21 protein-coding genes are annotated in these 18,524 nt (G+C 57.0%); 10 read left to right on the top strand and 11 right to left on the bottom strand.

The window, feature by feature from the left end:
- Positions 1-456 precede the first annotated feature (456 nt).
- The 5 genes from CR254_RS07855 to CR254_RS07840 all read left to right on the top strand — a co-directional run bounded on the left by CR254_RS07855 (position 457) and on the right by CR254_RS07840 (position 5,782).
- Positions 457-1,134, top strand: a complete 678-nt coding sequence (locus tag CR254_RS07855; protein WP_097929292.1) for a hypothetical protein — start codon at positions 457-459, stop codon at positions 1,132-1,134.
- Between the two features lie 23 nt (positions 1,135-1,157).
- A complete protein-coding gene (locus CR254_RS07850) occupies positions 1,158-3,281 on the top strand; it encodes a TnsB C-terminal domain-containing protein (RefSeq protein WP_180955934.1) in 2,124 nt (707 codons plus the stop codon).
- Positions 3,278-3,841, top strand: a complete 564-nt coding sequence (locus CR254_RS07845; protein WP_097929290.1) for a TniB family NTP-binding protein — start codon at positions 3,278-3,280, stop codon at positions 3,839-3,841. The genes CR254_RS07850 and CR254_RS07845 overlap by 4 nt, the downstream gene beginning before the upstream one ends.
- A gap of 121 nt (positions 3,842-3,962) precedes the next feature.
- Positions 3,963-4,280 carry a hypothetical protein gene (locus CR254_RS17875; RefSeq protein WP_145996717.1) on the top strand — a complete coding sequence of 106 codons (318 nt, stop codon included), beginning with the start codon at positions 3,963-3,965 and terminating at the stop codon, positions 4,278-4,280.
- Complete coding sequence (locus CR254_RS07840; protein ID WP_180955933.1) at positions 4,277-5,782, top strand: TniQ family protein; 1,506 nt, start codon at positions 4,277-4,279, stop codon at positions 5,780-5,782. The genes CR254_RS17875 and CR254_RS07840 overlap by 4 nt, the downstream gene beginning before the upstream one ends.
- A 338-nt stretch (positions 5,783-6,120) precedes the next feature.
- Here CR254_RS07840 and CR254_RS07835 read toward each other — a convergent pair whose 3' ends face one another.
- Positions 6,121-6,807, bottom strand: coding sequence for a helix-turn-helix transcriptional regulator (locus CR254_RS07835; protein ID WP_097929534.1), 687 nt, complete (start codon positions 6,805-6,807; stop codon positions 6,121-6,123).
- 40 nt (positions 6,808-6,847) lie between these two features.
- Between CR254_RS07835 and CR254_RS07830 the strand changes: the two genes are divergently transcribed.
- Positions 6,848-7,486, top strand: coding sequence for a glutathione S-transferase family protein (locus CR254_RS07830; RefSeq protein WP_342744475.1), 639 nt, complete (start codon positions 6,848-6,850; stop codon positions 7,484-7,486).
- Between the two features lie 599 nt (positions 7,487-8,085).
- Positions 8,086-9,096 carry a tRNA dihydrouridine(20/20a) synthase DusA gene (dusA, locus tag CR254_RS07825; RefSeq protein ID WP_281252988.1) on the top strand — a complete coding sequence of 337 codons (1,011 nt, stop codon included), beginning with the start codon at positions 8,086-8,088 and terminating at the stop codon, positions 9,094-9,096.
- A 19-nt stretch (positions 9,097-9,115) separates the two neighbouring features.
- Here dusA and purQ read toward each other — a convergent pair whose 3' ends face one another.
- Genes purQ through purC form a run of 5 tightly spaced genes read right to left on the bottom strand, consistent with a single transcriptional unit; the run spans position 9,116 to position 12,019 of the window.
- Complete coding sequence (gene purQ, locus CR254_RS07820) at positions 9,116-9,781, bottom strand: phosphoribosylformylglycinamidine synthase subunit PurQ (protein ID WP_097929288.1); 666 nt, start codon at positions 9,779-9,781, stop codon at positions 9,116-9,118.
- An 11-nt stretch (positions 9,782-9,792) separates the two neighbouring features.
- The gene (locus CR254_RS07815; protein ID WP_097929287.1) at positions 9,793-10,821 is read right to left on the bottom strand and encodes a zinc-dependent alcohol dehydrogenase family protein; all 1,029 of its coding nucleotides are present in this window, start codon (positions 10,819-10,821) and stop codon (positions 9,793-9,795) included.
- A gap of 3 nt (positions 10,822-10,824) precedes the next feature.
- The gene (purS, locus tag CR254_RS07810; protein WP_097929286.1) at positions 10,825-11,064 is read right to left on the bottom strand and encodes a phosphoribosylformylglycinamidine synthase subunit PurS; all 240 of its coding nucleotides are present in this window, start codon (positions 11,062-11,064) and stop codon (positions 10,825-10,827) included.
- Positions 11,061-11,258, bottom strand: coding sequence for a hypothetical protein (locus CR254_RS07805; RefSeq protein WP_097929285.1), 198 nt, complete (start codon positions 11,256-11,258; stop codon positions 11,061-11,063). The genes purS and CR254_RS07805 overlap by 4 nt, the downstream gene beginning before the upstream one ends.
- Positions 11,258-12,019, bottom strand: a complete 762-nt coding sequence (gene purC / locus CR254_RS07800) for a phosphoribosylaminoimidazolesuccinocarboxamide synthase (RefSeq protein WP_097929284.1) — start codon at positions 12,017-12,019, stop codon at positions 11,258-11,260. The genes CR254_RS07805 and purC overlap by 1 nt, the downstream gene beginning before the upstream one ends.
- A gap of 155 nt (positions 12,020-12,174) precedes the next feature.
- Here purC and CR254_RS07795 point away from each other — a divergent pair, with 155 nt between their 5' ends.
- The gene (locus tag CR254_RS07795; RefSeq protein WP_097929283.1) at positions 12,175-12,492 is read left to right on the top strand and encodes a DUF1476 domain-containing protein; all 318 of its coding nucleotides are present in this window, start codon (positions 12,175-12,177) and stop codon (positions 12,490-12,492) included.
- 44 nt (positions 12,493-12,536) lie between these two features.
- On the opposite strand, the gene CR254_RS07790 is transcribed toward CR254_RS07795, so the two are convergent.
- The 3 genes from CR254_RS07790 to purB all read right to left on the bottom strand — a co-directional run bounded on the left by CR254_RS07790 (position 12,537) and on the right by purB (position 14,880).
- The gene (locus tag CR254_RS07790) at positions 12,537-12,833 is read right to left on the bottom strand and encodes an antifreeze protein (RefSeq protein ID WP_097929282.1); all 297 of its coding nucleotides are present in this window, start codon (positions 12,831-12,833) and stop codon (positions 12,537-12,539) included.
- 93 nt (positions 12,834-12,926) lie between these two features.
- Positions 12,927-13,448 carry a glutathione peroxidase gene (locus CR254_RS07785; protein WP_097929281.1) on the bottom strand — a complete coding sequence of 174 codons (522 nt, stop codon included), beginning with the start codon at positions 13,446-13,448 and terminating at the stop codon, positions 12,927-12,929.
- A 124-nt stretch (positions 13,449-13,572) separates the two neighbouring features.
- Positions 13,573-14,880 carry an adenylosuccinate lyase gene (gene purB / locus CR254_RS07780; RefSeq protein ID WP_097929280.1) on the bottom strand — a complete coding sequence of 436 codons (1,308 nt, stop codon included), beginning with the start codon at positions 14,878-14,880 and terminating at the stop codon, positions 13,573-13,575.
- A 74-nt stretch (positions 14,881-14,954) separates the two neighbouring features.
- On the opposite strand from purB, the gene CR254_RS07775 reads away from it, so the two are divergent.
- On the top strand, positions 14,955-15,386 hold the full coding sequence (locus CR254_RS07775) for a DUF6314 family protein (protein WP_097929279.1): 432 nt from the start codon (positions 14,955-14,957) through the stop codon (positions 15,384-15,386).
- Positions 15,387-15,425: 39 nt separating this feature from the next.
- Here the strand turns inward: CR254_RS07775 and eno are convergent, their stop codons facing one another.
- A complete protein-coding gene (eno, locus tag CR254_RS07770) occupies positions 15,426-16,703 on the bottom strand; it encodes a phosphopyruvate hydratase (RefSeq protein WP_097929278.1) in 1,278 nt (425 codons plus the stop codon).
- Positions 16,704-16,868: 165 nt separating this feature from the next.
- On the opposite strand from eno, the gene CR254_RS17870 reads away from it, so the two are divergent.
- Complete coding sequence (locus CR254_RS17870; RefSeq protein ID WP_145996716.1) at positions 16,869-17,114, top strand: transmembrane 9 family protein; 246 nt, start codon at positions 16,869-16,871, stop codon at positions 17,112-17,114.
- A gap of 450 nt (positions 17,115-17,564) precedes the next feature.
- On the opposite strand, the gene mazG is transcribed toward CR254_RS17870, so the two are convergent.
- Entirely contained in the window at positions 17,565-18,410 is an 846-nt protein-coding gene (gene mazG, locus CR254_RS07765) for a nucleoside triphosphate pyrophosphohydrolase (protein WP_097929277.1), read from the bottom strand.
- Between the last annotated feature and the right edge of the window lie 114 nt (positions 18,411-18,524).

Below are 18,524 nucleotides of genomic sequence, written 5' to 3'. Positions count from 1 at the left end.
TGCCACAAAACCGGGTGTTTGGCTCTGACACGCCATGATCGGTATATTGTCGCAGAATATCTTGGGGCGCAATTTTTTCGCAATAAAAACAATGGGATGCGAATCAATCCTATATTATGTAAGTCTTTTTCGACCCCGACCTTGGTAGCCGTGAATGTCGGAACATGTGGATAACCTTTTTCTGGGACTCGGCCTTTGACCAGCCCCGAGTCAATATGTCGCAACGCTGATAACACGGGAGCAAGAATGATGATGATCTAGCAGATCAAAAAAAGCCCGATCCAATGGACCGGGCTCAAAGTCTTAGTCGGGCGAACCCAACTTATCCTTCAGTCACAATGACGCACGCTCATAAAATGAGCAAGGATTTTCCCGACTTTTCCACAATTTAACGGACCGTTCGACGGCGCCGAACGATGGCCTGCGGGTCACGGGCAGGAAGAGTGAATAATTTGAATGTCGACTAATCATGTGTGGCTGGCTCCGAAGCCGAGCCGCGCGGAACGCAAAATTCCGCGCAAATCAAATAACCATTTTGTCGGGGAGCTGACCTTTGGTGAGGAACTGGGGCAGGGGCAGACACTGGGGTTCGAGAGCAAGCTCGAGCACGACATCGCGCTAATGACGATATACCACCCCGAAGTCGTCGATGTCCGCGAGCAGGTGAAGGTCGTCTACAAAAGCGCCCAGGGCAGATATCTTGCGCATTACGTCGATTATGTCTCGACCGAGAGACACGGTCGTCGGACCGCCATCGTGGTGAAGCCGTCCTACGTCTCGAACAAATATGAATTCAAGGATCTGGTAGCTCGGGTCGCTGCTGCAGCCATTCCGTCGGTGGTCGATCGCGTCGTCGTTGCAACGGAACGCGTGCTTGACCCTTTGCGGTTCTCGCGGGTTGAGCAATTTCATTCTTGTCGGTTCGCGCAGCCGGAGTTTGACAGTCATTTATCGCAGACTGTTGGACGCCTTGAGCAGGGATCGTCGATCCGGGACTTTCTGAGGAAAGTGGGTCTTGGCCCCAATGGCTTTCACGCGGTCATACGCATGATCCGGTTCAACTCGATCGAGGCTATGGAGCCTGGGATCTTGAAGCTCAGCTCGTTTATCCAGCGCCCACAGGTATTCGCATGAGCCGGGCACCAGAGGGCACGTCGATGCAGCTTGCTGAAGGCACGCAGATCTCGCTCAGGGGAAAGGTGGGCTCCGTCTATCGGTCAGGTCCCTTTGGCTGTGAACTGGTCTGGGCCGAGCATTGCGATGTGGAAACGGGTGAGATGATTGCTGCTATCTCGGGGAGGTTGAGTAGTGAAGAGATCCAGCGGACCTTGAGGTGTGGATCCTTGAAGATCGTTTCTCTCCCCGATCACTTGCACGTTCAACCACCTCAAAGGGCGGCTGCGGTCGCGCCCCGGCCCAAAGAGCTAATGCGGGCAGCGTGGCGCGAATGTTATGTCTTAGCTGCTCAGAAGATGATCGATGCAGGCATTTTGCAGCCGTATCGGGCTGACTTCGTTCGCCACTTTGCAGCGATCTCGCGCAATGGACTGGAGGAGGACAGTCGGCGGTCGAGTAAGGCGGGAAAATCAAAGCGTGCCGGACAACGGATCGACGTCCGGATGCCGCCGCGCTGTGGCGAAACGGTTTGGGACTGGTGGAACCGGGTCAGGGCTTTCGGCGCGGGCGAAACCCTCGATAACTACCGGAACTCAGGGCGCAAGGGGAGCCGGTTCACCCCTGAGGAGAATGCTCTGATGCAGGAGGTAATCGGCCTCAGGCTGACGGAGGAGCGCTGCTCGATTACGAGTGTGTGTGAGTCCGTTCAGGCGCGCTTCCGGATTCAGAACAATGATTTGACAAAGGATGACCCCGCAGCGAAAGAATTGACTGTTCCCGGATATGACGCCGTGTGGAATGCCATCGCGCAGATCGCGCCGCTCGATCACAAGATCCGGACCCGCGGTATGGATGTTGCCTATCGTGATCTGCACACGCTTGGTCAGGGTCTGCAGGTCGAACGTGCGCTTCAGCGTGTCGAGTTGGACGAATACACTGTCGACCTCATGGTGTGGCTGCGCCTTTTGAAGATCGACCATCTGATTACCCCTGACGAAAAAATGTCATTGGGCCTGACGGGGGACCCCAAGAGGGTGATCATCTCTGCGGCAATCGACGTATACACAGGCGCGATTGTTGCCATGCAGATTGCGCCTGCAGGCACGATGAATTTGGCGGTCAAGACGATCGAGATGATCTATCTCGACAAGCAGTCGATCGCTTCCGCCGCAGGGACCGAACACGAGTGGCCTATGCACGGACATCCGCAGACGCTTGTCCTTGATCGTGCGTCGGTGAACATGAGTGACGAGATGTATCTGCGTCTCGCGGCAGCTGGCATTACCAATTTCGCCGTGCCTGCGCGGAAGCCGTTCCTGAAACCGTGGGTCGAGGGCTTCTTTCCAACGATGGGCAGCAAATTCCTTCAGCAGTTCACGGGGAGGACCTTCGGAAATGTTGTCCTGAAAGGGGAGAACGATCCGGCGGAACGCGCGACGCTGACCTTGGATGAGTTCCTTGCTTGGTTGGTGCGCTGGATCGTTGACGTTCACCATACAAGCAAACCTGCAACCATCGGGCGGTCTGCCCCGCTGTTTGGCTGGCAACGCGCCGTCGCCGAAACGCCACCACTGATTTTGAACGACGAGTCGCGGTTGCGCAAAGCCTTCGGAGACAGGAGCGAACGCAAGGTGAGCCGTAAGGGGCTGCAGGTTCAGGGTCTTCATTACATCGGACCCGAGATTGCCGACTGGTTTCTGAATGAAAGTGAGCGGACCCTCGAGGTCTGGTGGTGGCACCGGAAGATTGGCCGCGTGGAGGTCTTGCTGCCGGATGGTCGCTGGGTCACCGCGCATTGCTCTGACCCACGATGGGCCGACAAATCCTATGATGATCTCGCGATGTTCGTTGCGGCCGAGAACGCTGAAATTACGCGTGGCCAGGACGCCCGCGATCGCTACCGCGTCGATGCGGATGAACGCACGCACGAGCTATCGGGACTGCGGGGAATGCTGCCACTGGCACCGTCCAAGGACGACCTTGCCCGGCGGACGAAGGAATTTTCACGCTATATGCTTGATCCATCGGCAGAACCATTCCAGGCGCGTGACCTGTTCGAAGACGAGGTCACGCCATTCCAAGACGAGGAGGATGCAGACGGAGGGCACTCCAGTATGCCGGCACCGCCGGTGGACGGATCTGAATACGGAGGTAACATGGAATGATGACGTCATTGGACCCGCAGCGGCGACATCAGCTGTCTGAAGCGCCTGCTACGCCCAGTTCCGCACCCAGTCTTGCGAGCAGTCCTGCCGAACGTCTGGCATGGGTGCGCGCACGTTACATGAAGAACCCGCGTGACGAGATGTTCGAAGACGCGATGCGGGAAATTCTGGAAAGTGATGCTTCCGGAGAGTTGACCGCGCACCCACAAAGGAACGGTCTGGTGAACGAGACCCGTGGTGTTCTGGTTCTGGGGGCGCCACGCATCGGAAAGACGGCCCTGATCCGCCGTAACCTCCGGCATCATACTGCGATCACCGTGACCGACGGTAAGGAGCCGGGAAACGCGCTCTACTTCCGCGTCTCGGCCAGCCCAACGCTGAAGGGTGTCGCGACGGATATTCTGAGGGTCACCGGCTATGGGCAGGTCCACGCTCGCCTGCGCTCCAGCCAGATATGGGACATGGTGGTGTCCCGGCTCGCAACCTTGGGGATCACGATCCTCTGGCTCGACGAGGCGCATCATATGCTGGAGCTTCCGAAGGAGTGCTGCGGCGGCTGAAAACGCTGATGCAAGGGGACAATGCGGTGGCATTGATCGTGTCTGGTGTTCCCGGCCTTGCGAAAAGATTCAGGCGGATGAGGAGACGAGTGAACGGCTGTTCCGCATCCAGTTGAAGCCAATGCAGACGGAGCGCGAACGTGGAGAGTTCAGATCGTTCATCGGGCAGTGCTGTCGGCTTGTGCATCTGGAATTCCCAGAAGATGAGTATCTCGTCGAGCGTCTGGTCTTTGCGACCAACGGCAGCTTGGGCCGTGCAATTGAATGCACCCATTCAGCCATCGGTCGTGCGCTACAGCGAAAGGATGGACATCTGACACTTGAGGACTTCCAGCGCGGCTTTGCCCTCAAAACGGGGCTTACAGGCGATGGTCCGTTCGATCCAGAGCCATGGCCGGTTCTCAAAGACATCCTCGACAAGAAAGGCTGGTCGGTATGATTGCACAATTGCGCCCGTATCTGCCCTTTGACGATGCAGAAACCACGGAGTCCTATGTTCGGCGCCTGAGCCAGTTCCACACGGGACGCGACGGGCCTAGCCTGCTGAAAGATTTCGGGATCGATCATCGGGCGTTTCTGGCGGGATCACATGAGGTGATCGCCAAACTGGCGGAGATCAGCGGCACGACTGTTGATGTTCTGATCGCCGGCACGTTCCAGCACAGGGCAAGGTATCGGGAATTCCGGAACGAAGCGTGCTCTGTGAGCTTCCTGCGGCCGGAGGGGGCGGCGATCTGCCCGGAGTGCCTCAAGAGCGATGCGAGCAAGGGGGTGTCCTGGATGCTGAAAGGCAGTGTGGCGTGGAGGCTGCGATCTCTCCAGACGTGCACGCTCCATAGCTGTCGGCTTATCGCGCCGGAAGGGTCTTCCGGAACCCGTGATGGCCACGCAGCCTCTATGACGCTGGACAGTATCCGCAATCTTGTGTCCGAGCCGCAGGAACCGACCGCTCTGGAGGTGAACATCTCAAACCGCCTCCGTGGGACAGCAACCGAGGCAGGTGACTGGTTGGACCAGCAGACGATCGAACAGAGTGCGAAGGTGTGCGAGATGATCGGAGCCACATTGCAGCATGGTCTGAAGTTCCACCCCAAGATGCTGTCGGCAGAGGACTGGCGACAAGCTGGTGCATGCGGGTTCGACATCGCCAGGCGAGGAGAAGACGCCGTCTCAGAAGCATTGTCTTCGATTGCAGCACTGTCCACGACGACGGCGGGGCAGGCGGGCCCGAAGGCGGTCTATGGCAGGCTCTACGAATGGATTGCCTACGGGTCACAGGTGGTGGATTTTGGACCGATCCGGGGATTGCTGCGTGAGCATATCCTGAACACGATCGTCATTGAGCCTGGCGAAATCCTGCTGGCCGAACCCGTTGCCGATCGGCGTCTGCATTCGGTTCATAGTCTGTCGATCAAAACCGGACTTCATCGCAAACGATTGCGCAAAGTTATGGTTCAGGCGGGATACGCCTCGGCGGACAGCTGGGATCTCGCCGCGCATCGTCTGGTGTTCGATGTCGCCAAAGCTGAAACCTTGTGCGCGGACATCGTGGACGGCCTGTCTTTGCACTTGGTTCCGGAGTTCATCGGATGCTCGAGAAACCAGGCCGAGTGTCTCTACCGCGAAAACCTCATCAGCCCGATCATCACGACCGATGCCTCGAACCGGATCGGGAAGCTTACCTTTGCGCGGCGCGATCTTCTGAGCTTCCTTAAAACCATAGGACAGCTTTCTGAGATCAAAGGCGATCCTGCGGAGCTGATCGATATGGTCAGTGCGACCAAAAGAACGGGGCGCAGCACCGGCGATATTATGACCAGAATACTCGATGGTAATTTGAAGGCTGTACGAAGGGCAGGTGATCCGGCCGTCAACGCGATCAGATTTGATCTACGTGATTTGGACCCGATCCGGACCAGAAAACCCAAACATCTGAGCTGACGATATCGTCTGGCATATCGATGAGTCCGGCCCGCTTCGGCGGGCTTTTTTGTGTCTTAAGGCCAATGGCGCAAAATGGGAGGAATTTTGGCCCGAAATCGGAGAAATTCTACTCGGGCACAGATGCGGGGGTGTTGATTTTAAAGGGTTAATTCGGGCGTGCTGGAGGAACTATGGTCGGACGGACACACAGTCTGTTGTCATTAAGCATCCCCAAACCGAGTAAAATCTCTCGGTTTGGGGGCAATAATATCTGATGTGATATCGATTTTGCGGTCATGCATTGCATTTACTGTCGTTTTGGCGCGGCCAATGGCTTGCCCGCCACGATCTGAAGCTTACTCGGTCGCATATCCCGCCACATAATCACGCAGTAGGGTCACGCGCCGTGGTCTAAAACTGCGTCCGTTGAGGGATGCCGTCTCGATCCCTGCCGCATGAAAAACCCGCCAGTCCTGCCGCAGGCAGCACCACACCAGTACCATCAATGTGCGCTCTGAATAACTGATGCCCAGGGGCCATATCTCGCGCTCAGTTATGCGGCCATTGAGGTCACGATAGCGGACGTCTAGCGCCAGTTCCTCCCAGCACGCACGCCGCAATAGCGCCATATCTACGGTGAATTCCACACGCGCAGGTGGTGAGCGGAAGCTGCGCAGGACGGTGTGCATCGCCTGGCGCGACTGCCCGTCGGCAAGTGTTGCGATGATCCGCGCAAGGGCGGATCGGCCTGCCGCCTCCAGTGCCGCATCGCCCGTTTGGGACAAATCCCCCACAGCAAGGACAAGCGCCTCGATCTCTAGCTGAGAGAAGCTTTGCGGCGGCAAGGCGGGGTCCTCGGTCAACCGATATCCGACGCCAGCCTCACCATCGATCAGGGCACCGCCAGCGCGCAAGGTGGCAATGTCACGATATAGCTGCCGCCTAGACACGTCTGTTTCTGTCGCCAACCTTGCGGCGGTAACTGGTGCCGGCAGGCGGCGCAGCGCATCCATCAGGCGCATAAGGCGATCGGTTCTGGCCATGCTGGCGTAATCTGTCAGCAGGTGCCGGATAAGACAAGGCATGACACAATTTCAGGATATCACGATCATGCCCACCCTTTATCATTCGCCAAATTCCCGCTCGACCTTGATCCTTTTGCTGATCGAGGAAATGGGCATCACCGACCGCATTGACGTGGTTAACGTTACCGTTGCCCGACAGGATGGCAGTGGAGGGCCGGACGCGCGCAATCCACACCCCGAGAAAAAGGTGCCCTATCTGACCAATGGCGATGATCATATCCGCGAGCGTGGTGCAATCGTCGCCTACCTGACGGATATGTTCCCAGACACTGCGCTGGGGCGTCCGGTCGGGCATCCGCAGCGCGGGAAATTCCTGGGCTGGTTGTTCTATTATCAAGGCGTAATGGAACCGGTTCTGGTTCTCGATTGGGCTAATGTCGAACACGCGGCGCTGCACACAACGTTCCGTGACCTAGATGCAGTTTTCTCATGCCTAGCCAACGCATTGCAGGATCAACCTTACCTCCTTGGGGGGGAGTATTCAGCGGTGGATTTGTTGCTTTCCAGCCCCTTCCAATGGCTTCCCGATGCGATGCCACAACACCCGTCCATTCAGGCATGGATACAGCGTTGCGCCAACCGCCCAGCATTAGCGACCGTAATGGCCCGAGAGGCCGCAGGATCGCAGTTGGTCTAAGTTCTTTGGGGCGAGTGTTGTTGGCTCAGTTGGGCCGGCAACACTTCGTCAGGCAAATCCCGTGGCGGTGCACAGCATATGTACATTTTTACGTCGCTCATTTGCGCTACGAAGGCGTGCACGCCAGACTTCAATGGCAGGTTTGTGGTGGGTAAAACCCTTGCGAAACGATAGCGAAGCTTTGTGTTCTTGATCCCGCTTTCAGCTGCTGTTTTACAAAAGGTACAGGCATTGTATTCGGCATTCATAATGCAGCCCTCTGCTGCATTAACGCTTGCTACAAGGGTTGCAGATACGGATTGGCAATGTCACGGCCAATCAGATGCAAGAGCGACATGCAAGGGTAGATGCCGTATGCGGCCGGTTGCACGCTCAACTGTCTCGCGCCGCAGATCCCAGCCGGTTACCGTTGTGCTTGATGACGACCTCTGCGGGATGCGCTATAGTCTTGTCCGGAGTTACGTGTTCGCTTATTGCACCCATGCATCCTCATGCCTTTAATTATCCTCCCGCCCCCCCAATCGGGGAGACGATAGGTGAAATTTGGGTGAGCAGGGGTAAACTAGGCGAAATAGGAGAATGAAGAAGTGCTGCATCATATTGATAACACAAAACGATACAGCAAGTCCAAAGGCTCTCGTTTGTCCGTTGCACCGATGATGCAGTGGACGGATCGTCATTGCCGTCTATTCCACCGGCAGTTCAGTGCCCACGCTTTGCTTTATACAGAAATGGTGACGGCGCGAGCCTTGGTTCATGGCGATCCGCAGCGGCTTATCGGTAAATCTGATGAGGAGGGTGAGGTCGCCCTGCAAATCGGCGGGTCCGAGCCGGATGTGCTTGCCGAGGCTGTGCGCGTCGCCGCGCCCTTTGGGTATGGAGAGATCAACCTGAACTGCGGCTGTCCCTCTGATCGCGTGCAATCAGGTGCGTTCGGTGCTTGCCTGATGCGCGATGCGGGGTTGGTGGCTGAATGTGTTTCCGCGATGAGGTCCGCCAGCCAAGGCGCTAAAATCACTGTGAAATGTCGTATCGGCGTGGACGATCAGGAACCGCACGAGGTTCTGCCTGAATTTATCGCGCGTGTATCTGCCGCAGGTGTTTCGCATTTTGTCGTGCACGCACGTAAGGCGTGGTTGCAGGGGCTCAGCCCAAAGGAAAACCGCGATATTCCACCGCTTGACCATCCGCTGGTGTTGCAGATGAAGGGCCTGTTTCCTGCGCTGGAAATCGTCATCAATGGTGGGATTGCGTCGCTGGATGAGGCGATGCCGCATCTGGAGTCCGGCTTGGATGGTGTGATGATCGGGCGCGCTGCCTATCACGATCCATGTGCTGTGCTTGCCGATGCTGATGCGCGGGTCTTTGGCCAGAGCAGCGCTCCGGTCGATCCGGCTGATGCGGTGCGCGCAATGCTACCGCATATCGAGGCAGAGCTGACGCAGGGCACACGCCTCAACCAAATTACGCGCCACATGCTGGGCGCCTTTATCGGCCGTCCGGGGGCGCGCCTGTGGCGTCGTGAATTGAGCGAGGGCGCACATTTGCCCGAGGCCGGACCAGAGCTGGTCGAAAAGGCCCTGACCCATGTGGAAAAACGCGCCGCCTGATCTGGCGGCGCGCAGTCAATTACGCCGTTTCTAGCGCACCAACCAGCCCGTTAAAGAACCGCTCACCATCCGTACCGCCAAGCGCTGGGTCGTTCATCCGCTCAGGATGCGGCATCATGCCCAGAACACGCCGGTTCTCGCTGAGGATACCCGCGATATCCATCTGGGAGCCGTTCGGGTTGCCCTCATATGTGAACGCGATGCGATCCTCACCCATTAGGCGGGCCAGTTCCTCATCATCCGCGATATAATTGCCGTCGTGGTGGGCAATCGCATAGGTCGCTGTATCGCCCAAACCGGCGGTAAAGGCGCTGTCATGGGTCGCTACGCGCAGCGTCTGCGCCTTGCACACATATTTCAGGCCAGCATTGCGCATCAGGGCACCGGGCAGCAGACCCGCCTCGATCAATATCTGAAAGCCATTGCAAACGCCCAGAACCAGGCCGCCGCGCTTTGCGAAATCAACAACGGCGTTCATCACCGGTGCGCGGGCTGCAATCGCACCGCAGCGCAGGTAATCACCGAACGAAAATCCACCCGGAACCGCGATCAGGTCCAGCCCCTCGGGGATCGAGGTGTCCTTGTGCCAAACGGATTGCGGCGCAATACCGGTGGCGCGCTGTAGGCCAACATGCATGTCGCGATCGCAATTCGATCCGGGAAAGGTGATGACGGCGGCTTTCATGGCGGCGCTCCTCAGGTCGCGAAATTCGTAATGACGGCAACACCCGGAGGGGCAGGGCCGTCGAAGGCTTCTAGCTCGGTCTGCGCATCAGATAACGATACGCGCCGTGCAATCATGGGGGACAGGTCCAGCCCCGCCTCGATCAATGCGAAAAGTGACGGGTACTTCCACGCAGGCATGCCGCGGGTGCCGAACAGAGCCAACTGCCCCGAATAAACCGCATCCATTGGTAGTGCCATCTGCACATGATCGCCCGCAGGCATACCAATCTGCACGTGCCGCCCCAATTTGCGTAGGCAGCGCAGGGATGCATCCGTCGTGGCCGCAATGCCCAGCGCCTCAACACTGACATGGGCACCGCCGCCGGTGAGTTCCTTGATCGCTTCTGCTGCACCGGCCGCTGCCACGGGAATTGCGCCCAGCTTCTCGGCAAAGGCCAACTTCTCCGGCACGACATCAACAGCAATCACACGCGCACCCATGGCACGGCCAAGCATGACAGCGGCCAAACCGATGCCGCCAACGCCATGTACCGCCAGCCATTCACCCGGAGCCAATGCCGCACGATCCGTCAGCGCGTGCCACACTGTAGTCACACGACAGCCAAGCGCGGCGGCAAGGGCAGGGTCCATAGCATCAGGCAGGGCAGCCAAATTTGCGTCAGCGCGGGGAACTGCAATTTGCTCGGCAAAGGCACCCGCGATGGTGAACCCCGGAACCGCCTGCGTACCGCATGTCGTCTGCTCACCCGCCTTGCACGCATCACAGCGGCCACAGGCCAGAATGAATGGTGCAATCACACGATCGCCAACAGACCAGTCGTTAACATTCGCACCAACCGCGCGAACCGTTCCGCAAAATTCATGACCCGGAATATGGGGCAGCGTCACATCAGGGTCCGCCCCCGTCCATGCATGCCAATCGGATCGGCACACACCACAAGCCAGAACGTCCAGAACAACGCCATCGGCTGGGCACTCCGGCGCAACCACATCATGTATTTCCAGCGTCCGCCATTCGGTGAGTACCGCCGCGCGCATCGCTTAGATAGCCGTGACGGTAAAGTTTTCGATCACCTGGTTTGCCAGCAGCTTTTCCGCCATCTGGGATGCTTGGGCCAAGGCGGCCTGCTCGTCATCAGTCGCCAGATCCAGCACGATCACTTTACCCTGCCGCACGCCGTTCACACCCTCGAAGCCGAGCGCACCCAGCGCGTGCCGAACTGCCTCGCCCTGCGGATCCAGAACGCCGGGCTTCAACGTGATATCAACACGAACTTTCATTTGTTTTCAGCCTTGTCCAAGATTTTCTTAACTGTCGCGATAACAATGCCGCCGCCGATCCATAGCAATGTGCCGATGATAAAGGAGGTCGGCGCATAGCCAAAAAAGGTCCACGCGAAACTGATGCACATCAGATAGACACCCGCCACGATGGCGGTTGCCTGATGCGTCAATATGGCGAAGACCTTTTCCATCAATGTACCAGCTTGGGCCCGTCATTCGAGCCGTTCTGCCGTGGCATCACGCCAAGGCGCTTTGCAACTTCGGTATAGGCCTCGCTGAGATTGCCAAGGTCGCGGCGGAACACATCCTTGTCCAGCTTTTGACCTGTCTCGACATCCCACAAACGGCAGGAATCGGGGCTAATTTCATCAGCAACGATCAGGCGTTGGAAGTCGCCCTCAAACGCGCGGCCAATCTCGATTTTGAAATCGATCAGCTTGATACCAACGCCCATCATCATGCCGGACATGAAATCATTGACCCGCAGGCCCAGCGAAACCATGTCATCCAGATCCTGCTGGGTGGCCCAACCGAATGCAATGATGTGCTCCTCACTGACGATCGGATCGTTCAGGTCGTCATTTTTGAGGTAGAATTCGATGATCGGGCGGGGCAACTGCGTGCCTTCCTCAATCCCCAAACGTTTGGACATTGAACCCGCAGCAACGTTGCGCACCACAACCTCCAGCGGGATCATTTCAACCGCACGCACCAACTGCTCACGCATGTTGAGCCGCTTGATGAAGTGGGTAGGAACGCCGATGCTGGCCAAACCTGTCATGAAATGTTCCGATAAGCGGTTGTTGAGGACGCCCTTGCCCTCAATCAGCTCATGCTTCTCGCCATTTCCGGCTGTTGTATCATCCTTGAAGAACTGGATCAGTGTTCCTGGCTCCGGCCCCTCGTAGAGGATCTTCGCCTTGCCTTCATAGACCATTCTGCGGCGCGCCATGATACTCTCCGAACCTGTCTGCGGCGGTCATCCGCCTATCTTGGCGGGTCTTAGCGCTTGTCGGCACAATGGGCAAGGATTCGGGCCGAAACCCTTGTTGCAGCGCCGTTTCATTGCCAACTATTGTAATGAGGAAACCCATAGGAGCGACGTAAATGTCCACTTTTGATGATCGCAAGAACGCATTTGAGGCGAAATTCGCCCATGATGACGAGATGAGATTCAAGGCTGAGATGCGCCGAAACCGGCTTTTGGCCGAATGGGCAGCCCTGCAATTGGGATATGATGCGCCCCGAACGACCGAATATGTGAAGGAGGTCATCAAGGCCGACTTTGCCGAGGCAGGCGACGAAGATGTCTTTCGCAAGCTCAACGCCGATCTAGGGGACAAGGTCAGCGAGGCCGATCTGCGGGCCCAAATGGTTGTCGCAGATGCCGAGGCAAAGGTGCAGCTTCTGACCGAAGCCCAGTGAATTCACTCCGGCAGGGGTATGAAACACCTCTGCCGGACGCCACATCAACGCGATAGCCGCTTTGCGTTAGCGCTGGTTTTGGCCGCGACCGGTTTTAATGCGGCCTCCATCATCTCGGACGGACTTTGCCCCTTTGCCATGGCAAGAACGGCATCCTGCAAGCCCTCAGCTATGGCCACGGGTTTTTCTACCCACATCTGGGTGGCTTCAATCGGGGTCAATGCGCCCTGAAAAAACAGGGTGGAACGGCTCACAATCGTCTGCGCAGCCGTCACGCTGATCTTGTGTTGCAGCCGTGCGAGCCGAGCGTATCCCCATGGGTCGAAAGCATCGTAACTCATCACAATATTCCCTATGTTGCACCGCACAATACGCGTTTGGCGCCGCGTTGTCGATGCATGTCATCCAAATGACGCTACATTATGACGAGAACGTCACATAGTTCGAGCACGTGCAATCATGTCTCGCATCTCTGCGCTCTCTGGTGTGATCGCCGTTGGCAGTGATCCGGCCAATGTTCCGTCAGGAGCGATGATCCACTTATGAAAGTTCCACTGTGCCTGCGCTCCGGCAACATCTTGCGTTCCGACCCAATCGAAAAATTCATGGGCCTGTGTGCCCCTGACATGCAGAATATCCGACATCGGAAAGGTGATGCCAAACATGGCCTCGCAAAACTCTGCTACTTCTTCCTCCGTTCCGTATTCTTGTCCCCCGAAATCATCCGAGGGCAAGCCGACAACGGTTATCCCTTCATCGCTATCATGTAGCTGCTGCAACGCCTGGTATTGCGGCGTGTACGCGCAAAAGGACGCGGTGTTCACAACCACCACAACGTGACCGGCATAGTCGCGTAGATTTAGCGGGCCGCCCTCTAGCGCAGTAAACTGCATAGGATCAGCGGATAGAGTGGTTGCGGGCAGGGTGAGGGCCAAGGCCAGTGCAATTTGTTTCATACACTATTCACGTAAAACCTTACCAAAAGGTTTCACGAAGCTGGTGAAATGGTTAACGCCCATTTTGCCAGCCATATAGCAGCCGCAGGGCAGCCCGAAAGCAGCCCTGCGATTTCGTCAAATCTTACTCGTCGCCAAAGACGCGAGCGAAAATCGTATCGACATGTTTGGTGTGATAACCAATGTCGAATTTCTCCTCGATTTCCTCGGCGGAAAGTGCGGCCAGAACGTCCTTGTCGCCCAGAAGTTCGGTCTTGAAATCAGCGCCTTGCTCCCAAACCTTCATCGCGTTGCGCTGGACCAGCTTATAGGAATCCTCACGGTTAACACCGGCCTGCGTCAGGGCCAGCAGAACGCGTTGGCTCATCACCAGACCGCGGAACTGGTTCATGTTACGCAGCATGTTCTCTGGATATACCACAAGCTTATCAATAACTTGCGTCAGGCGCGCCAAGGCGAAGTCCAGCGTAACCGTGGTGTCCGGCCCGATATTCCGCTCAACCGAGGAGTGCGAAATATCGCGCTCATGCCACAGCGCAACGTTTTCCATCGCAGGAACAACAGCCATCCGAACAAGACGTGCAAGGCCCGTTAGATTTTCCGTCAGCACAGGGTTCCGCTTATGCGGCATCGCCGACGAACCCTTTTGACCGGGAGAGAAATACTCTTCAACCTCAAGCACTTCTGTCCGCTGAAGGTGGCGAATTTCTGTCGCAATCCGCTCAATCGACGACCCAACAACACCCATCGCGGCAAAGAATGCAGCATGGCGATCGCGCGGGATAACCTGTGTCGAAACCGGCTCAGGGCGCAGGCCGAGTTTTTCGGTAACGAATTCTTCAACAAATGGGTCGATATTGGCAAAGGTTCCGACAGCGCCCGAAATCGCGCCGGTCGCAATCTCATCACGGGCCGTCAGCAGTCGAATGCGGTTGCGGTCCATTTCAGCATAGGCCTGCGCCATTTTCAGGCCAAAGGTAACAGGCTCGGCGTGAATGCCGTGGCTGCGACCGATGCAAACCGTCATCTTATGCTCCAGCGCGCGACGCTTGAGCGCATCGAGGAGCTTTTCAGTCTGCGCGATCAGCAGGTCAGCCGCGCGCACCAATTGCACGTTGAAACACGTGTCCAGAACGTCCGACGACGTCATGCCCTGATGCACAAAACGTGCCTCATCTGATCCGACATGTTCGGCCAGATGGGTCAGGAATGCGATGACGTCATGTTTGGTGACGGCCTCAATCTCATCAATGCGGGCAACGTCGAACTCGACATCTTTCGCCTTCCAAACGGCATCGGCATTTGCCTGCGGGATAACGCCGAGCTGTGCCTGTGCGTCACATGCATAGGCCTCAATCTCGTACCAGATGCGGAATTTCGTCTCCGCGGACCAGATGGCGACCATTTCGGGGCGAGAATAGCGAGAGATCATGCGGCGGAACCCTTGATTTGACGACGTTATGCGGGTGATAGACCCATGACGCGCTGCAAACAAGGGAGTGACCTGTGTCACATTCAACTCAACGGCCTGATCCGCTGGCTCCCTTTGTCGGGGAATGGTCGATTCGGCGCGATATTTTCGATCTGGACAGCAACTGGACTGGCCGGTTCGAGGGGCGCGGTGTTTTCGAGCCTTCGACCGCTGGCTTGGCCTACGCGGAGGAGGGCGAGCTGCGCTTTGCGGGGCTGCCGGGGTTCAAGGCGACACGCGGTTACCACTGGCGTGCAGATGGTAGACATATCATCGTTGAATTTGAGGATGGCCGATTTTTCCATCGCTTCGATCCCGCAACCGATGGAACCGAGGCAACGCATTTCTGCGACCCAGACACATATGATGTTCGCTATGTTTTTGAATTTCCGAACACTTGGCGTTCGGAGTGGCGGGTAGAGGGTCCGCGCAAGGATTATCGCATGGTCACCAACTACGCACGATAAGGGCGCGAGCCGTAGCCCGCGCCCCGATATCAGATCGGTTTAGCGCTTGAGGATCGAACGACCAGCATAGCGTGCAGTCGTGCCCAGCTCTTGCTCGATGCGGATCAGCTGGTTGTACTTGGCCAACCGGTCAGAGCGGGACAGCGAGCCGGTTTTGATCTGGCCACAGTTCAGCGCAACAGCCAGATCGGCAATCGTTGCGTCCTCTGTTTCACCGGAGCGGTGCGACATAACCGAGGTCATGCGCGCACGGTGCGCCATGTCTACAGCATCGATGGTTTCGGTCAGCGAACCGATCTGGTTCACCTTCACGAGGATCGAGTTGCCTGCCTTATCCTCGATACCACGGCTCAGACGCTTGGAGTTCGTCACGAACAGATCGTCACCAACCAACTGTACCTTGTCACCGATCAGCGCGGTCAGAGCGGTCCAGCCCTCCCAATCGTCCTCATCCATGCCATCCTCGATCGAGATGATCGGATAGGCCGCTGCCAGATCGGCGAGGTATTGCGCGTTTTCCTCGGAAGTCAGGGACTTACCCTCACCCTTCATCTCGTATTTGCCATCGACATAATACTCGGTCGAGGCGCAATCGAGCGCGAGGAAAACGTCCTCACCAGCCTTGTAACCGGCCTTCTCGATGGAGGTCATGATGAAGTCGAGCGCTTCGCGTGTGCTGGACAGCGCGGGGGCGAACCCGCCCTCGTCTCCGATGCCGGTATTGTGGCCAGCGGTGCTCAACTCTTTCTTCAGCGTGTGGAAAATCTCGGAACCGATGCGAACGGCATCGGCCAGATTTTCAGCGCCCACAGGCATGATCATGAATTCCTGGATATCAATCGGGTTGTCCGCGTGCTCACCACCATTGATGATGTTCATCATCGGTACGGGTAGGACGCGCGCGGATGTACCGCCTACGTAACGATACAGGGGCAGGCCGACGCTCTCCGCTGCGGCCTTGGCCACGGCCAGCGATACGCCCAGAATCGCGTTCGCGCCGATGCGGGCCTTGTTTTCCGTGCCGTCCAGACGGCACAGAATGTCGTCGATCATGACCTGCTCGGTTGCGTCGATGCCCAGCAATTCCTGACAAATCTCGGTGTTCACAGCCTCTACAGCCTTGAGCACGCCTTTGCCCTTGTAGCGGTTTGCGTCGCCGTCGCGCAGCTCAACTGCCTCATGCGCGCCGGTCGAGGCGCCCGATGGAACAGCGGCACGGCCCATGGCGCCGTCATCAAGGTAGACATCAACCTCAACGGTAGGGTTTCCGCGGCTGTCGAGGATCTCACGCGCGGTGATGTCGATAATGATACTCATATAGGGGGCTCCTCGTGAGGGTTTACGGATCGCGCCCTCCTACAACATGAGTGCGACAGCGCAAAGACTTGATCGCGGTAGGAGGTCGTATTGATAAAATTGTTGCAATCATAGGTTGTTTGTGTGCGAATTACGCCAAGCCTGAGATAGCTTGGGGGCATAGGCATGACTGATCCAACTACTGCGATTATGATTTTCATGACGAGGCATGTTAATGTCATCGTTCAGCAACTCGGACTTTTGCCATCTGACATTCAGTTGCTGTCCATCATTTTCGCATCCTTCGTCGTATTTGTAATTTTGCTTCGAACACTTCGCCATCGTGCTGTCGCTAGAAAACAGCCGATGACGGCGCGAGAGCGCAGTGATCTCCGCAATGTACGTCAGCAGCGAATGCCTCGTGATATTTAGCGAATAGATTCAACCAGTGCGCGAATACCCATAAGTATAGTTAAATACCTAATATATGCTATGATCTGTACACATTAGTTGTGTGCGAGGGTGTTATGGCAGGTATTGAGAGCACTAGTGCGCTGCACGTTGTTTTGGAGCCTGTGCCGGTACAGGATGGACCGGTTGCGCATGAGATAGTCGCGTCCGTTCGTAGCAGTGACATCTTCACGATGTTGAGCGATATTCAGGTCAGTGCACATATGATATTAGCTGCCAGTCTGCTGACGATCTTCATTGTTGTGTCGGTTGCCTGGTACATGCGCGGGCGTCGCGCAGGTACGCAGAGAGCCTTAGCCACCTTTGAAAAATCGGGCCGTCGCGGTCCGCGTGCGCGGGTGAACCGGCAGAAAACAGACACTGATTATCGGGCGCTGCGCAAAAGCCGCCCGATCATTCCAAAGCCGGATCCTACTCGTGAGATTTACGTTCTGCGGCCTTTGCCTGATCCCAGAATGCATCCATTTGCGCGAGATCAGCGTGTTCAACACTCGAACCCTGTGCCTCAAGAGAATCCTCTATAAACCTGAATCGGCGTTCGAATTTGGTATTTGCCCCACGCAGGGCGAGCTCCGGATCAATCTTTAGATGACGGGCGAGGTTGGCCATCACGAACATCAGGTCGCCGAATTCCTCAACCTGTTTATCAAAGGGTAGGGTGTCGCGGGCCTCAACCAATTCGGCGCTCTCCTCCTGCACTTTGTCTAAAACATGGGACGTGTCGGGCCAGTCAAACCCGACGCGGGCAGCACGGTTTTGCAGCTTAACCGCGCGGGTCAATGCGGGCAGGCCAAGGGCGACACCATCCAGCGTTCTTGCCTCGGCCTTACCGGATTGCTCACGCTCCTGCTGCTTGATCCGCTCCCAATCAGCGGTCTGTTCGGTGGCACTGCGACCGGGGGCATCGCCAAAGACATGAGGGTGCCGACGGACCATTTTATCGCTAATCGACCGGATAACATCTGGCAGGGCGAAGTCACCTGATTCGCTGGCCATTTGCGCGTGATATACAACCTGAAGGAGAAGGTCGCCCAGCTCATCCCGCAAATCCGGCATGTCATTTCGGGCAATTGCATCCGCAACCTCGGCCGCTTCCTCCAGCGTATAGGGTGCGATCGAGGCGAAATCCTGCTCGATATCCCACGGGCAGCCATCAGGCGCACGCAGGCGGGCCATGATTTCTGTCAGTCGCTCAAGGCGGTTATCACCCTGTAAAACGAGCGTATCGGAGGCGGTTCTATCATCGAGAGGTTTCATATCGCGAAGCGTGTCCCTTGCGGCGGATTTGCGCAAGTGCTGCAATTGCGAAAGACAGCGGCTTGACCCCCGGTCAAAGCAGGCAGAACCTCCACCCCGAACCAAAGGAGTCGC

Source organism: Pontivivens marinum (assembly GCF_900231835.1).
GTDB classification, from domain to species: Bacteria; Pseudomonadota; Alphaproteobacteria; order Rhodobacterales; family Rhodobacteraceae; genus Pontivivens; species Pontivivens marinum.
The sequence above is the reverse complement of the archived record's forward strand: the minus strand, read 5'-3'. Positions and strand labels throughout refer to the sequence as shown.